Source organism: Stenotrophomonas sp. 59, from assembly GCF_030291095.1.
GTDB classification, from domain to species: Bacteria; Pseudomonadota; Gammaproteobacteria; order Xanthomonadales; family Xanthomonadaceae; genus Stenotrophomonas; species Stenotrophomonas maltophilia_Q.
The window spans coordinates 17,717-31,419 of record NZ_CP127408.1; the positions used below are offsets into that span (position 1 = coordinate 17,717).

A 13,703-nucleotide genomic window follows, 5' to 3' on the forward strand; every position below is an offset into this window, starting at 1 on the left:
GACCGCCGTCAGGCAACCGCCAATCAGCCCTGTGCGGCGTCGTGCGCGTGGTGGTAGCGCACAGCTTCGGCCACTTCCTCGCGCGAGCCGAGGAATACCGGCACGCGCTGGTGCAGCTGGTCGGGCTGGATGTCGAGGATGCGCTCGCGGCCGGTCCAGGCGGCGCCGCCGGCCTGTTCGACCAGCAGGCCCATCGGGTTGGCCTCGTACATCAGGCGCAGCTTGCCGGCCTTGGTCGGATCCTTCTTGTCCCACGGGTAGATGAAGATGCCGCCGCGGGTCAGGATGCGATGCACGTCGGCCACCATGCTGGCGATCCAGCGCATGTTGAAGTTCTTGCCGCGCGCGCCTTCCTTGCCGGCCAGCAGGTCACCAACGTAGGCCTGCATCGGCGCTTCCCAGTGGCGCTGGTTGGACATGTTGATGGCGAATTCCTGGGTGGCCGCCGGAATCTGCATGTTCTCGGTGGTCAGTACGAACTCGCCCTTCTCGCGGTCCAGGGTGAAAGCGTGGGTACCGTGGCCGACGGTCAGCACCAGCTGGGTGCTGGGCCCATAGATGCAGTAGCCTGCGGCGATCTGCCTGCTGCCGGGCTGCAGGAACGCGTCGTCGCCCGGCAGTTCCACGTTGGTCGGGCAGCGCAGCACCGAGAAGATGGTGCCGACCGAGACGTTGACGTCGATGTTGGAGCTGCCATCGAGGGGATCGAACAGCAGCAGGAAATCACCGCGCGGGTAGATGTCCGGCACCGGCTGGCTGTGGTCCATTTCCTCCGAGGCGCAGGCCGCGAGGTGGCCACCCCAGGCATTGGCTTCGAGCAGGATCTCGTTGCTGATCACGTCCAGCTTCTTCTGCGCTTCACCCTGCACGTTGCCGGTACCGGCGTCGCCGAGCACGCCACCGAGGGCGCCCTTGCTGACGGCGATGGAGATGCTGGTGCAGGCGCGGGCGACGACCGCGATCAGCTGGCGCAGGTCGGCATTGATGCGGCCGGCGTGCTGTTCCTGGATCAGGAAGCGGGTCAACGAAGTACGGGACATGGTCGGGCAGGTCTCGGCAGCGGGAAAACGCCTATTGTCGCCGGTCCGGCAAGCGCGTGCGTGAGCGCGGGGAGGCGTAATCGTTTCCAGATGCGTTGCGCTCGTGGCGCCTTCCTTTTGTCGAGGCTCGTGGGAGGGGGAGGCGATGCAGGACACGCTGCAAGTACGTCCCTGTAAGCTCGATGGCGCCATCCATGGCGCCAACGGTCCTGCATCGCCTCCCCCTCCCACGCGCTTCAGGGTTCGCCGCGAGCGCGGTGGGAATCGCAAAGGCAAGAGCAAGAGCAAAAAACAAAGGCGCCTTTCGGCGCCTTTGTCTTCAAACCACTGGAGCGTTGCTTCAGCCCTTGGCGACGGTGGCCACGGCCTTGGCGACGTACTCCAGGTTGTTCTGATTCAGCGCGGCCACGCAGATGCGGCCGGTGCCGACGGCGTAGATGCCGAACTCGTCGCGCAGGCGCTCGACCTGCTCACGGCTCAGGCCGGAGTAGGAGAACATGCCGGCCTGTTCGTTGATGAAACCGAACTGCGGCGCACCGGCCGCGGCCAGCTTCTCGACCAGTCCCTGGCGCAGGGCGTGGATGCGCTCGCGCATCTCGGTCAGCTCCTGCTCCCACATCGCGCGCAGTTCCGGGTTGGTCAGCACACCGGCCACCAGCGCAGCACCGTGGGTGGACGGGCTGGAGTAGATGGTGCGGATCACGCGCTTGACCTGCGACTGCACGGCCTTGGCGTCCGCGGCGGTCGGCGCCACCATCGACAGCGCACCCACGCGCTCGCCGTACAGCGAGAACGACTTGGAGTACGAGTTGGCGACGATGAAGCTGTCGATGCCGGCTTCGGCGATGATGCGCACCGCGGCGCCGTCCTGCTCGATGCCCTTGTCGAAGCCCTGGTAGGCCATGTCGATGAAGGGGAACAGCTGCTTGTCCTTCAGCAGCTGCGCGACCTGCTTCCACTGGGTGACCGTGAGGTCGGCGCCGGTGGGGTTGTGGCAGCAGGCGTGCAGCAGCACCACGGTGCCGGCTTCCAGCTTGCCCAGGTCGGCCAGCAGGGCGTCGAAGTTGACGCCATGGGTGGTCGGGTCGAAGTAGGTGTACTCCACCACCTCGAAGCCGGCCGCGCTGAACACCGCGCGGTGGTTTTCCCAGCTCGGGTTGCTCAGCGCGACGGTGGCGTGCGGCAGCAGCTTCTTCAGCACGTCGGCGCCGACGCGCAGCGCACCGCTGCCACCGACGGTCTGTGCGGTGGTGACGCGGCCAGCGGCCAGCAGCGGCGAATCCTTGCCGAACACCAGCTCACGCGTGGCCTGCGTGTACGCCGGCAGGCCATCGATCGGCAGGTAGCCGCGCGGTTTGGCTTCAGCGGCGAGCTGCTGCTCGATCTGCTTGACGGCGCGCAGCAGCGGAATGCGGCCACTCTCGTCGTAGTAGATGCCCACACCCAGGTTGACCTTGGTCGGGCGGCTGTCGGCGTTGTACGCCTCGGTCAGGCCCAGGATCGGGTCGCCTGGGACCAGTTCCACGTTTGCAAAGAAGGACACGGCGGTACTCGTTCGGTAGACGGAAAGGGGGAGGAATTGCGCCACGCGGTTCGCGGCTTTTCGGCCGGAAACAGCCCATCGTAACAAAGCCCGCCGGGGCTGGCCGCCGCCATCGTCATCCGCGGCCCCGTACCATGGCGTGCGTTGCCGCCCGATCCATCAACCTGAATCATGAATCCTGCTGCACGACGCCATTGCCTGCCGCTTGCTGCCCTGCTGCTGTCGCCCTGGGCGGCGCTGGCCGAGCCCGCGCCGACCGCCCTGCCCGCCGTGCAGGTGCAGGCCGCACGCGTGCCCGGCATCGACCCGTTCGCCTTGCCCGCCAGCCTGGACACGGTCTGGATCGATGCCAGCCGGCCCGGGGCTGGCGTGCAGCTGTCCGAGGCGCTGGCCGGGGTGCCGGGCCTGCTGGCGCGAGACCGGCAGAACTTCGCGCAGGATACCCAGCTGTCGATCCGTAGCTTCGGCGCACGCTCGACCTTCGGCGTGCGCGGGGTGCGGGTACTGATCGACGGCGTGCCGGCCACCATGCCTGACGGCCAGGGCCAGCTGTCACATGCCAGCCTGCTCGGCGCCGAGCGCATCGACGTGCTGCGTGGGCCGTTCTCGGCGCTGTACGGCAACTCCTCCGGCGGCGTGCTGCAGGTCTGGAGTGCGCAGGGCCAGGCCGGCGACCCGTGGCGGTTGCGCGTGAACGCCGGCGCCGACAGCACGCTCAGCGTCGGCGCGCAGCTGAAGGGGGCCGGTCGCGGACTGGACTACAACATCGCCGCCAACCACTTCCGCACCGATGGCTGGCGCGATCACAGCCGTGCGCGCCGCGAATCGCTCAATGCGCGCATCGGCGGTGAGCTGGGTGGTGGCCGGCTGGAGCTGCTGCTCAATGCGCTCGATGCCCCCGATGCGCAGGATCCGCTGGGCCTGACCCGCGCGCAGGTGGCAGCCGACCCACGCCAGGCCACGGCAGTGGCGCACCAGTACAACACCCGCAAATCGGTGCGCCAGCAGCAGGCCGGCCTGCGCTGGACCCGAGAAACGGGAGCGCAGCGCTGGCAGTTGATGGGCTATGCCGGCCAGCGCGCGGTACGCCAGTACCTGCCGATCCCGCCGACCGCCCAGGCCAACCCCCTGCATGCCGGCGGCGTGATCGATCTGGACGCCGGCTACGGTGGGCTGGACGCGCGCTGGGGCTGGCACGGCGATCTTGCCGGGCGACCGCTGGACCTGGTGGCCGGGCTCAGTGCCGACCGCCAGCGCCAGCATCGGACCGGCTACGAGAACTTCATCGGCAGCACGCTGGGCGTACGTGGGCGCCTGCGCAGAGACCAGATCGACACGGTGCAGAACGTCGATCAGTTCGCGCAGGCGTGGTGGCAGTGGAGTCCACGCTGGTCATTGCTGGCTGGCGTGCGTCACAGCACCGTGCGCTTCGAATCCGACGACCGCTACATCATCGGCCGCAACCCGGATGACAGTGGCCGCCGGCGCTACCAGGCGACCACGCCGGTGGCCGGGATCAGCTTCGAGGCAAGCCCGCAGTGGCGGCTGCATGCTGCGGTCGGCCGCGGTTTCGAAACCCCCACCTTCAACGAACTGGGCTATCGCGCCGACGGGCAGGCGGGATTGGCACTGGATCTGGCGGCGGCGCGCAGCCGCAGCCTGGAGGTGGGCAGCAAATGGCACGCGCAGAGCGGAACCCAGCTCGATATCAGCCTATTCCGCGCAGATACCGACGATGAGTTGGCCGTTGCCAGCAATATCGGCGGACGCAGCACCTACCGCAACATCGGCCGCACCCGCCGCCAGGGGCTGGAGCTGCAGTACCGCCAGCCACTAGCCCAGCAGCTGGAACTGCAGCTGGCCTGGACCTGGCTGCAGGCGCAGGTGCGCTCGCCCTACCTGACCTCGAACAACCTGGTCGCGGCGGGCAGCCGCCTGCCCGGCGTGCCGCGCCAGCAGGCGTTCGCACGCCTGCAGTGGACACCCGCCGACTGGCAGTGGGCGCTGGAGGCGACCGCCAGCAGCGATACCGTGGTCAACGATCTGGCCACCGAGCGCGCGCCGGGCTACGCCCTGCTGCATCTGGAGGGTGGGCGCCACTGGACCCTGCCGGGGGGGGAGCTGCGCGCCTTCGCGCGCCTGGAGAATGTGCTGGACCACGCCTACATCGGCTCGGTGATCGTCAACGATGGCAATGGCCGCTTCTACGAGCCCGGGCCGGGGCGGCGGGCCAGCGTGGGTGTGCAGTGGTCGTGGCGTTAGCGCGGGACCGCTGCGCTCGCCGGGCATGGCCCGGCGCTACCGTCAATCGGGGGCCTTGGCCGGCACGAACGGCGAGGTCGGGTCGCTGGCCGGGAAGGTCTCTTCCAGTGCCTCATCCTGGTTGTCACTGGCATGCTGCTTGCGCTCGCGACGCCTGAGCGGACTTTCCTGGCCGCCGCGATGGCGGTCGCCACCGTCCTTGCGGTCCTGAGCCGCCTGTTCAGCCTGGCGTTTCACCGGCAGATGTTCGTCTGGATGCTCGGCGTCGAAGAACGGCGCACCGGTGCCGCGACGGTCGGCGTTGTCGGCATCGTGCTTGCCGCGCTGTTCGCCCGGAATCGGCGGATGGTTCCCGCGCAACGGGTCTCGGGAGGTCTCTCGGCTCATGGTCTGGTACCTGCGCTCGGGGCTCCCACTACACCGCCCCCCAGGTAAAGCCGCCGCGAACCTGGCGTCATGAACATCTCGCTCACCCCCCGGTAACGGTACCGCGCGTATTCCTGCCCACCCGCCCCCGCTGCAGGAGCCGGCCATGCCCCGTCTTGAACGACCCGCACCGTCCGTGTTCAACGCCCTGCTCGATCCGCTCGGCCAGCGCACCGCGCAGCGCCGTACGCGTCGCCACGAAGATCCCCAGGCGGTGGCGCAGGATTACCTGCAGTACATGCTCAGCGACTATGAGGAACGCCGCGGGCAGAGCCACCGCAACTGGCGTGACCTTTGCCCGGTCTATGCCTTCGCGTTGACCACGCATGCTGCCGATTGGCCACGCGGTGATGCCGCCGATACCTGCGAGGAACTGGCGGAGCACTGGGAACAGATGCGCGGGCACTCCCGATTGAGCTGGTCGCAGGCACGGCCGGTGGTGGAGGATGCCTGGCGCGCGCTGGACCATATCCCGGCAGCGGCGGTGAGGCCGCTGCTGCAGTAGCGCCGGGCCATGCCCGGCGAGCGCGCATGCGTGCAATGCAACGGTACGCGCGAAGTGGCTGGTACACCGCGTGGCCGGCTGGCTAGAATCCTGCACGCATTTCAATCAGGACGATGGCTGCATGAAGAAAATGATGTTCCTCGCCGCGCTGCTGCTGCCCATGGTGGCCCAGGCCTACTCCGGCCACGGTGGCATGAAGGCCAAGCGGATTTCCAACGAGGTCTATGCCTACCATTTCGACAATGGCTTCACTGGCGAGGACGCCATGGGCTGGGATCCGGACCTGCAGTTCGCGTGGTCACGGCTGGCCGCGGCACGCGCCTGCAAGGTCAGTGTCGATGAAGGCGCCGCCCTGGACTACCTCGCGAAGAAGTTCGATCAGGACCCGGTGATGCAGGAAATCGTCGGTGTCGGTTTCCACGAGGCGCAGATCCGCAGCAATTCTTCGTTCTGCACCCAGGCGCGTATCGACAGCACGAACGAGCTGGTGGAAGAGCTGAAGGCGAACGAACTGAAGTCGCGTTTCCGCTGAAAAGCAGCCGAGCGCCGGCTCGGCTGCACAGAACGCGGTGGTACCCGTGAACCTGTGGAGCCGAGCCCATGCTCGGCTTCATCAGCGGTCAATGGCAGCAGTTGGCGGCTCAGAAGTCCGCGCGGATGCCGGCGGTCACGCGGCGACCGGAGAACTCGTACTGGGTCGGGAACGCCTTGTCGATCGTGTAGCCGCGGGTCTTCTCGTCCAGCAGGTTGATCGCTTCCAGGTTCAGCTTCCAGGTCTCGTTCAGGCGGAAGCCGATCGAAGCATCCAGCTGGCCATAGGCATCGCGGTAGACCGGGTACATGTTGAGGTGGATGTACTCGACGTACTTGTCCTTGTAGTTATACGAGGCGCGTGCGCTGAAGCGATCGTTCTCGTAGTACAGGGTGAAGTTGTAGGCCTTTTCGGCCAGGCCCTCTGGCGGCGTCGGGATCGAGAGATCCGAGGCGCCGGTCAGCGAATTGTCCAGCTGGGTGTAGTTGGCATTGATGCCCCACCCTTCCAGCGCCGGATGCAGCATCGACAGCGGCAGCTGCGCGACCAGTTCCACGCCGCTGACCTTGTACGAACCGTCGGCATTGACCGGCTGGTACACCTCGAAGTCGTAGTAGCCATCCAGCGAACCATTGGCGTTGAGCTTCTCGACGTTGCGCTCGATGCCGGTCAGCGACTGCCGCACCACGCCATCGATCTTCTTGGAGAAGTACGACGCGGCCAGCAGGCCGCCATTCTGCAGGTACTTCTCCAGGCCCACTTCCCACTGCCTGGCCGTAGTCGGCTTCAGTGCGGGGTTGCCGTCCATGAAGCGGAAGCTGCTCCAGCTGACGGTGCGGCGGTAGGCGATGTCGGTCAGCGACGGACGCATCAGCGTCTCCGACGCAGCACCGCGCAGCACCAGGCCCTCGGCGATCTCGGCGGTGAAGTTGAAGCTGGGCAGGATCTTGCTGTAGTCGCCGCTGCTGGAAATCGGCGCGGCAGTGAAGCCGCTGCTGCCATCGGGCTTCTGCACCGGATGGAAGCCGGAGGAGTCGACGTCGGTATCGATAGAACGCACGCCGAGGTTGGCGTATACCGGCACATGGCCGATATCGAAGTAGAAGTCGGCCATGGCGTACAGCGCCAGGGTCTTCTCCTTCACTTCGTAGTACTGGCCGGGATCCAGCGGCGTGGCATAGCCAGGATAGCGGAAGGTGGCGCGTGCGTAGGCGTTGGAGATCTGCTGCCAGTCCAGATCGCTGGGGCGATAGGCGCCACCCGGGGCCAGCTGGCTGATCCACATCGGGTTGCTGTCGGCCAGCGTGCGCGTGTTCACCCATGCGGTGCTGCCTGCCGAAGGGCCCTGGATCTTGCCGCTGCCGAACTCACGCTGCTTGGTCTTGTCGGTGTAGCGCGCGCCGAACTGCACCGCGCTCAGCGCCGGGAAGAAGGCCAGGTTCATCTGCCGGCGCAGGTCCAGCTGCGCGGCGTACTTGTCATCCTTCACCTTCTCCACTTCGGTTTCGTACGCTTCGAACAGGTACCTGCTGGCGGCGTTGTACATGTCGAAACTACCGGCGCTGCTCGGCACGGTTTCGCCACCATTGCCGGTCCAGCGCGTGCGCGACGGGGCATAGGCCACGTGCTTGAGGTTGGCGTAGTCCGAATCCCTGCGTGCACCGGAATAGCCGACCAGCGCATCGATGTCCCAGCTGCCTACCTTCCAGTCCAGCTTGCTGCTGAACTGGCGATAGTCGGTGTTGGCGTTGCGGTCCTTGCTGAGGATCTCGTGCTGGGTGGCGGTGTAGGCCACGTCCTTGAGTACGGTGATGCCGTACGCGCCCAGCGTGGTCTTGTCGTACTCGTGAATGCGCTCGAGCGTGCTGCGGCTGGAGGCCGAATAGGCCGCCGCATCGTACTCGTCTTCATGCGTGTCGTAGCCGCCGAGCATGGCGTCGAAGCTCAGCGTGAACGTTTCGCTGGGCTTGAACTGCAGCGATGCCGTAGCGCCCCACTGGTCCTGTTCGTTGAGGTAGACGCGGTCACCAACCTTGTCCTGGAAGATGATGCGGCTGGTCTCGTCCTTGTCCATGCGGTTCTTCACCGCGATTCCCGCATCGCGCGCCAGCACCGCGGCGGCCTGCGACGAGCGCGTACCGGAGGCTTCCAGGAAGCGCCCCATCGGGCGGAAGTTGATGCCGGAATTGGAGTCGGTGCGGTTGCTGCGCTTGGCCTTGGAGAACGACACCAGACCGCCCCAGTCGCCCCAGGTGTCACTGGCCAGGAATGAGATCTTCGGGTCGACTTTGCCGTTGATCGAATTGTGCGAGGCCTCGGCCGAGGCGCTGAACTTCGGTTCGGCGTAGTCGAACGGCTTGGCGGTCTCGATGTAGACCGAACCGGCGATGCCACCTTCCTCATCCGCAGCGGTCGGTGACTTCTGCACGGTGACCGTCTGCACCACGTCGGCGGCGAAGATGTCGAACTGCACGTCGCGCCCGCCACTGCCCGAGGCGGTGGCCAGGTTGTTGATGGAGACCAGGGTGAACTCGCTGGGCAACCCGCGCACGCTGACCTTGCTGCCCAGGCCCTTGTTGCGTTCGATGGTGACGCCGGGCATGCGCTGCAGCGCCTCTGCCAGATTCTGCTCGGGGAAATCAGCCACGTCGGTGGCGACGATCGAATCGGAGAAACCGATGTTGGCGCGCTTGAGATCGACCGCGCGCTCCAGGCTCTTCGCGTAGCTGCCGGTGACAGTGACCGTGTCCAGCTGCTGCAGCTGTTCACGGGTATCGCCGTCGGCCTCTTCGGCTTCGGCCATGGCGTCGACGGGCAGCACGGCCAGGCCGCCGATCAGCACGGCGTGCACGGCACGGGACAAACGCTTCGCTGGAGGGGCTGCGGTGGCAGCCTCCCGGATTGGGTGACGCATCGGATGGATTCCCCGGTTCCCTGTGGTGATCCGCGCCGCGCCTGCCCGGTATCCATGGGACAGACCCCTGCGCCGCGTTGCCGACGTTCGGCGGGCACCGAGCCTAGGGAGGAATTATTAAGCCTGTGTTGCGCTGCGCGAGGCGCGACGGCCGAACCACCAGCCGACCAGCAGCTGCACCGGCAGCGACGCCAGCAATGCAATGACGAACCACAGCGGGAAATCCGCACCCACCGTCCACATGGCATAGCCGCAGCCCAGCGCGATCAGCGACCAGATCGAGAAGCCGTGCGAACGCGGCCAGCAGGGTGCGTAGTAGGTGGCGAAGGCAATGCCGGCGATGCCGCCGAGCACGCTGAAGGCCAGGTCCCAGCCCAGCTGCACGCTGTTGTTGCCCGGCGACAGGCCCAGCAGCGGCGGCAGCCAGCTGGCGACGCTGCTGACCAGGGCAAGCGACAGCACGCCGCCGATCAGGGCGACGATGGACAGGAACAGGGTCTTGAGCAGGCCGGGCATGCGCGCATTGTACGGCTGCGCGATGCGGTCGTGCCGTCGGGTTGCAATGGGTCAGAGCCCATCCGTCTGGGACCGATGGGACCCGACCCGGTGGATCCGATCCGTTGGATCGGCACGGCCGCCGTGCCCGTGGGAGAGGGGTACGGAGCAGCGGCGGCCATGCACAGGCGGTCAGGCGGCGAAGTCGAGCACCACGCGGCCTTCGATGGTGCCCGCGTGCATGCGCGCGAACACGTCGTTGATGTTTTCCAGGCGATCGGTGCTGACCGTGGCCGCGACCTTGCCTTCGGCGGCGAACTGCAGCGATTCCTGCAGGTCCAGCCGGGTGCCGACGATCGAGCCGCGCACGGTGATGCCGTTGAGCACCATGCCGAAGATATCCAGCGGGAAGTTGCCGGGCGGCAGGCCGTTGAGCGATACGGTGCCACCGCGACGGACCATGCCCAGCGCCTGTTCGAACGCCTTGGGCGACACCGCGGTGACCAGGGCGCCGTGTGCGCCGCCGATCTCCCTTTTCAGGAACGCGGCCGGGTCGGTGGTGCGCGCGTTGACGGTGACCTGCGCACCGAGCTGCCGCGCCAGCGCCAGCTTGCTGTCATCCACGTCCACCGCGGCCACGTTCAGGCCCATTGCGCGGGCGTACTGCACCGCCATGTGGCCCAGGCCGCCGATGCCAGAGATCGCCACCCAGTCACCGGGCTTGGTGTCGGTGACCTTCAGGCCCTTGTAGACGGTCACGCCGGCGCACAGCACCGGCGCGATCTCGACGAAGCCCACTTCCTTCGGAAGCAGGCCGACATAGTTGGCATCGGCCAGTGCGTACTCGGCGAAGCCGCCGTTGACCGAGTAGCCGGTGTTGCGCTGCGTTTCGCACAGCGTTTCCCAGCCGCCCAGGCAGTGTTCGCAATGGCCACACGCCGAGTACAACCAGGGGATGCCGACCCTGTCGCCTTCCTTGACGTGCCCTACCCCGCCTCCCACGGCCACGACGTGCCCCACGCCCTCGTGGCCGGGGATGAATGGCGGGTTCGGTTTCACCGGCCAGTCGCCCTCGGCGGCGTGCAGGTCGGTGTGGCAGACGCCACAGGCCTCGATCCTGACCAGCACCTCGCCCGCCCCCGGGCGCGGTACCGAGACTTCCTCGATGACCAGCGGCTTGCCGAACTCGCGTACGACGGCGGCCTTCATGGTGGATTGCATGTTCGGATCTCCGCAGTGCGCTTGCCCACAGAATGACGCCGGCTCGAGGCCGGCGCTTTGATCACGATCAAACCTTTGGAGATTCGTGCAGCGTGTTCAGCTGGCCAGCACCGATGCCTCGCGCGCCAGGCGTTCGATCGCCTCCCAGTCACGGGTCTGCAGCAGCGCCGGGGTGGTCAGCCACGAACCGCCCACGCACAGCACATTGGGCAGGTGCAGGAACTGCGGCGCAGTCTGCGCGCTGATGCCGCCGGTCGGGCAGAAGCGCACGTCGGCGAACGGGCCGTGCCAGGCCGCCAGCAGCGCGGCACCGCCGGCCTGCACCGCGGGGAAGAACTTGAAGGTGTCCTTGCCGTGCTCCAGGCCCAGGATCAGGTCCGAGGCGGTGGCGGCACCGGGCAGGTACGGCAGGTCGGCATCGCGTGCGGCGGCATACAGCGCCGGCGTAGCGCCGGGCGACACCGCGAAGCGCGCGCCGGCCTGCTTCGCTGCCTGCATCTGTGCGGCATTGAGCACGGTACCGGCGCCGATCACCGCATCCGGCACGGCCTCGACCATCGCCTTGATGGCGTTCAGCGCCTGCGGCGTGCGCAGGGTCACCTCGATCACCGGCAGGCCACCGCGGAACAGCGCCTGGGCTACTTCGACGGCTTCATTCACGTCTTCGGGGGTGTACACCGGAATCACCGGTGCCAGCTTCAACAGCGCGCGCAGGCGCGGATCAGCGCTGGACATGGTCTTGCTCCTTGCCCGACGGGGCATTGCGGATCGCCGCCGGGTCCGGCAGCGCAGCGGCGCATGATGCCATGCGCGCTGCGAAGGCGCTGTCCGCTGCCCTGCCCTCTGCCCGGCTCAGGCCGGATCGGCCTGCAACGCCTGGATACGGCGCTGGTACCAGTCGCCTCCAAGCGGATCGAACACCGCCGAACGTTCCATCGGCGCTTCGTACACATGCACCGAAATGGCCAGGGCCTCATCGCTGGCATTGCGCAGGGTGTGGTACTCATGCGGTGGAATCAGGCTGCCGGCACTGCCGCAGCCGCCGCGCAGCACGGCATGGCGGCGGAAGCGCCAGCGCTCGCCGGCGCACTCCAGCAGTTCATAGCGGGTGATCTCCAGCTCGCCCGACCACACGCCCTCCACACACCACATGGCATCGTGGTCGTGCAGCGGCGTGCCCTGCCCTGGGCCCCAGCTCATGGCAATCACGCTGTAGCCGTGTTCGCGGCTGTGGTACAGCGGGCGTCGCGCGTAATGATCACTGACCGGACGGTGCACGCATTCGGGCAACTCGATGCGGCTGTCCGCGATGGCTTCCTGCAGCGCCAGCTGCAGGTCGGCGGTGATGCGCTCGGCATCACCGGCGGTCATCGCCGCGTCGACTGCGGCGATCAACCGGTCGCGGCCACGGAACGCCGGAAACGGAGAGGTCTGCAGGTCCATGCCCCGACTGTAGCGGAGCCTGGTTAAGGGAATGTTGGTGATCGCGCGCGTCGCACCCGCATTCATGGCAAGCGCGCGTGAAAAACGGTTCAGATGCAAATGCAGTAGAGCGATCACAATGGAACCCCACGCGATAGAACATGTCGAACACGACGTGTTCCGCTCCAGCTGCGACATTCCGCAACTTCGCGCCCGACGAGCGCAAGGCTAGACTTCTCCGACTTACCTGGTTCTATACATGTCAGTGCGAATTATTAGCGATGCCGCGTTGCCGGCATCGAAGGGCAAGGCTGCCACGATCAACGACATCGCACGACTGTCGGGAGTTTCCAAGAAAACGGTTTCAAGAATCATCAACAACTCGCCGCTGGTGCGCAAGGACACCCGCGACAAGGTCGAGGCGTTGATGCGCGAGGTCGGTTACGTGCCCGACCCTCTGGCGCGCGGGCTCGCGTTCCGCCGCTCCTTCCTGATCGGCCTGGTGTATGACGACCCGGGCGCCCAATGCATCGTCGACCTGCAGCATGGCGCGCTGGAAGCGCTGCGCGGCACCGGTTATGAGCTGGTGGTGCATCCCTGCGACAGCCAGGACCCGGAGTGCGCGCAGGGCGTGCGACGCTTCGTGCAGCAGCAGAAGCTGCATGGGGTGATCCTCGGCCCGCGTGCATCCGAATCGGTTGCACTCGCGCAGATGCTGGACGACATCGATTGCCGCTACGTGCGCATCAACGCACATGCGTCGGAGGATGAAGTGCAGGCGGTGGTCACCCACGATCGCGATGGCGCGGCAGCAGCAGCGGGTTACCTGCTCTCGCTCGGCCATCGTGATATCGCGGTGATCGCGGGGCCGGGAGACCGGCGCGCGGCGCGTGAGCGCACCCACGGCTTCCTTGACCGGTTGGCCCAGGTGGGGCTGACCTTGCCGGGCGAGCGCGTGCTGGAAGCGGGCGACACCTTCGAGTCTGGCGTGCATGCCGCCGAGCGCCTGCTGATGGGCGGGCAACGCCCCAGCGCGATCTTCGCCGGCAACGACGAGATGGCGGCCGGTGTCTACCAGGTTGCGCTGCGTGCGGGAATTGCCGTGCCACAGCAGCTGTCGATCGTCAGCTACGACGACAGTCCGCTGGCCTCGCGGTTGTGGCCGCCGCTGACTTCGGTGCGCCGCCATGTGTCCGACATTGGCCGCATGGCGGCGGCGATGCTGGTGCAGACCGAGGTGCCTGAGGCCCCGACTGCGGCCAGCGTGCATCCACAGCTGATGGTGCGTGGTTCCTGCCGGGCCGTGGACGCCTGAGTGCCCTGCCCTCGCCTGCGCCGCTGCA

Annotated in this window: 12 protein-coding genes; 4 read left to right on the forward strand and 8 right to left on the reverse strand. The window is 67.0% G+C overall.

What is annotated here, in order from left to right; all coding sequences use genetic code 11:
* Positions 1–23 precede the first annotated feature (23 nt).
* Positions 24–1,040 (reverse strand): class 1 fructose-bisphosphatase, encoded by a 1,017-nt coding sequence (locus QP552_RS00085; RefSeq protein ID WP_286074616.1) that lies wholly within the window; start codon positions 1,038–1,040, stop codon positions 24–26.
* Positions 1,041–1,380: 340 nt separating this feature from the next.
* Positions 1,381–2,583, reverse strand: coding sequence for an amino acid aminotransferase (locus QP552_RS00090; RefSeq protein ID WP_106549157.1), 1,203 nt, complete (start codon positions 2,581–2,583; stop codon positions 1,381–1,383).
* 171 nt (positions 2,584–2,754) lie between these two features.
* On the opposite strand from QP552_RS00090, the gene QP552_RS00095 reads away from it, so the two are divergent.
* Complete coding sequence (locus tag QP552_RS00095) at positions 2,755–4,845, forward strand: TonB-dependent receptor (protein ID WP_286074617.1); 2,091 nt, start codon at positions 2,755–2,757, stop codon at positions 4,843–4,845.
* 42 nt (positions 4,846–4,887) lie between these two features.
* Here the strand turns inward: QP552_RS00095 and QP552_RS00100 are convergent, their stop codons facing one another.
* Positions 4,888–5,232, reverse strand: coding sequence for a hypothetical protein (locus QP552_RS00100; protein WP_286074618.1), 345 nt, complete (start codon positions 5,230–5,232; stop codon positions 4,888–4,890).
* A 145-nt stretch (positions 5,233–5,377) separates the two neighbouring features.
* Here QP552_RS00100 and QP552_RS00105 point away from each other — a divergent pair, with 145 nt between their 5' ends.
* A complete protein-coding gene (locus QP552_RS00105) occupies positions 5,378–5,776 on the forward strand; it encodes a hypothetical protein (RefSeq protein ID WP_004132921.1) in 399 nt (132 codons plus the stop codon).
* Positions 5,777–5,897: 121 nt separating this feature from the next.
* Positions 5,898–6,308 (forward strand): hypothetical protein, encoded by a 411-nt coding sequence (locus QP552_RS00110; RefSeq protein WP_106549160.1) that lies wholly within the window; start codon positions 5,898–5,900, stop codon positions 6,306–6,308.
* Between the two features lie 109 nt (positions 6,309–6,417).
* On the opposite strand, the gene QP552_RS00115 is transcribed toward QP552_RS00110, so the two are convergent.
* From QP552_RS00115 to QP552_RS00135, 5 genes are all read right to left on the reverse strand, one after another.
* Positions 6,418–9,171 (reverse strand): TonB-dependent receptor, encoded by a 2,754-nt coding sequence (locus QP552_RS00115; protein ID WP_286074619.1) that lies wholly within the window; start codon positions 9,169–9,171, stop codon positions 6,418–6,420.
* 168 nt (positions 9,172–9,339) lie between these two features.
* On the reverse strand, positions 9,340–9,738 hold the full coding sequence (locus QP552_RS00120; RefSeq protein ID WP_286074620.1) for a hypothetical protein: 399 nt from the start codon (positions 9,736–9,738) through the stop codon (positions 9,340–9,342).
* Positions 9,739–9,909: 171 nt separating this feature from the next.
* A complete protein-coding gene (adhP, locus tag QP552_RS00125; RefSeq protein ID WP_111111888.1) occupies positions 9,910–10,938 on the reverse strand; it encodes an alcohol dehydrogenase AdhP in 1,029 nt (342 codons plus the stop codon).
* Between the two features lie 96 nt (positions 10,939–11,034).
* Entirely contained in the window at positions 11,035–11,673 is a 639-nt protein-coding gene (eda, locus tag QP552_RS00130; RefSeq protein WP_286074621.1) for a bifunctional 4-hydroxy-2-oxoglutarate aldolase/2-dehydro-3-deoxy-phosphogluconate aldolase, read from the reverse strand.
* A gap of 117 nt (positions 11,674–11,790) precedes the next feature.
* Complete coding sequence (locus QP552_RS00135) at positions 11,791–12,381, reverse strand: cysteine dioxygenase family protein (protein WP_286074623.1); 591 nt, start codon at positions 12,379–12,381, stop codon at positions 11,791–11,793.
* Positions 12,382–12,619: 238 nt separating this feature from the next.
* Here QP552_RS00135 and QP552_RS00140 point away from each other — a divergent pair, with 238 nt between their 5' ends.
* Positions 12,620–13,675 (forward strand): LacI family DNA-binding transcriptional regulator, encoded by a 1,056-nt coding sequence (locus tag QP552_RS00140; RefSeq protein WP_111111889.1) that lies wholly within the window; start codon positions 12,620–12,622, stop codon positions 13,673–13,675.
* The last annotated feature ends 28 nt before the right edge of the window (positions 13,676–13,703 follow it).